Below are 1,685 nucleotides of genomic sequence, written 5' to 3'. Positions count from 1 at the left end.
GTTCGTGTCAGTTTTCATCTCATAACCATTTTAATAATAATCATAATGTCATGGTGCCTGTATGAACCCAATTAATATGTTTTTTCGTAAAACGACAATTGCAAACCGTTTATTAGGAATGTTGGCATTAGCGATCATTGCTACTGTTATCGTGTTCTGGTTTTCATTAACACGAGTTGAAAACGTGTTAATTAATGAGAAAGAAGCCAAACTGAATGCTTTGGTAGACATCGCTACCACCATCGCGGATAAATATTATCAAGATGCTCAGTCTGGAAGCCTGAGCGAAGATGAGGCCAAAGTCATGGCTTTGGCGGCAATTGATAAATTACGCTATTCAGGCAATGAGTATTATTTCAGTATTGATACTCAAGGGACGATGATCCAACATGCTTTTGCTAAGCAATTAGTGAATACCAAGGTATTAGCAATGCAAGATCCAAATGGCGTTAAGCTGTTTGAACAAATGATCCTACGTACCGAACAGCAGGATTCGGCACGAGTAGATTATATGTGGAACAAACCACAACAGGAACAACCCAGTCCAAAAATGTCAGTGGTCAAGCGTTTTAGACCCTGGGGATGGATTATCGGGACGGGTATCTATGTCGATGACATTCAAAATGATAAAAACCAATTTATTACGCAATACTTATTGTTATTGGCACTGGTTTGGCTGCCAGTCATCTTACTGCTGTTTTTTATCATTCGCAGTATTTCAGGGCCAATGATTGAAACCATTAGTGCGTTTAAAAACATTGCCAAGGGCGAGGGGGACTTGACCTTACGTTTGTCTGAAGAGGGTAATGATGAACTCAAACAAATCGCACATCATTTCAATGCCTTTATTGATAAAATCCAGAAAGTCATTATTTCTGTCAGCCATTCGGTTGATGAATCGAGTCGCTTAGCACAAAATATGTCGACGATTGCACAACAGGCCAATCAAATTTCATCCAATGTGCAAGCCGAAACTGAGAATGTGGCAACCGCGATAAATGAAATGTCGATGACCGCATCAGAAGTGGCTTCTAATGCGCAACTGGCAGCAGACAGTACCCACCATGCTGATAAAGAGGCAGACAAATCTGCTAACGTTGTTGATAATGCAATGAAAAAAATATCTGAATTATCCAGTGAATTAGCCGCGACAGAAGAGGTTGCTAAAGGCTTACAAGTAAGTTCAAGTAAGATTGGTCAAATTCTGGATGTGATTGTGGGAATAGCAGATCAAACTAATTTGTTAGCGTTGAATGCTGCCATCGAAGCCGCTAGAGCAGGTGAGGCTGGTCGTGGTTTTGCTGTTGTTGCTGATGAAGTTCGAACGCTTGCTAGCCGAACTCAAGCTTCAACAAGTGAAATTAATCTTATCATCGACGCAATCAGAAGTGCCATTGACAGTGTTAATGCTTCTGTTGCTAGGGCTAAAGTTAAATCATCTGAAACGGTCAATGAAACTCAACAAGTTGTAGTTGCGCTTGAAAATATTAAGTCTTCAATTGAGCAAATATCGCAAATGAATGTTCAAATAGCAGCAGCCACAGACGAGCAAAGCACTGTTATTGGCGAACTGAATATGAATATTACTCGCATCAATGATATGTCGTTAGAAAACCGAACTCAGAATGAGCTCATTAATAAAGGCAGTATAGGTATCGAACAAGGTGCAATTCAGTTACATCAAC

The 1,685-nt window shown here is 40.1% G+C and carries 1 protein-coding gene; it reads left to right on the top strand.

All coding sequences use genetic code 11. From position 1 onward, the window contains the following. Positions 1-61: 61 nt before the first annotated feature. A partial coding sequence (locus CXF78_RS16675) for a methyl-accepting chemotaxis protein (protein WP_102037404.1) occupies positions 62-1,685 on the top strand: 1,624 nt, incomplete at its 3' end.

The organism is Shewanella sp. 11B5, from assembly GCF_002836795.1.
Classification (GTDB): Bacteria; Pseudomonadota; Gammaproteobacteria; order Enterobacterales; family Shewanellaceae; genus Shewanella; species Shewanella frigidimarina.
The sequence above is the reverse complement of the archived record's forward strand: the minus strand, read 5'-3'. Positions and strand labels throughout refer to the sequence as shown.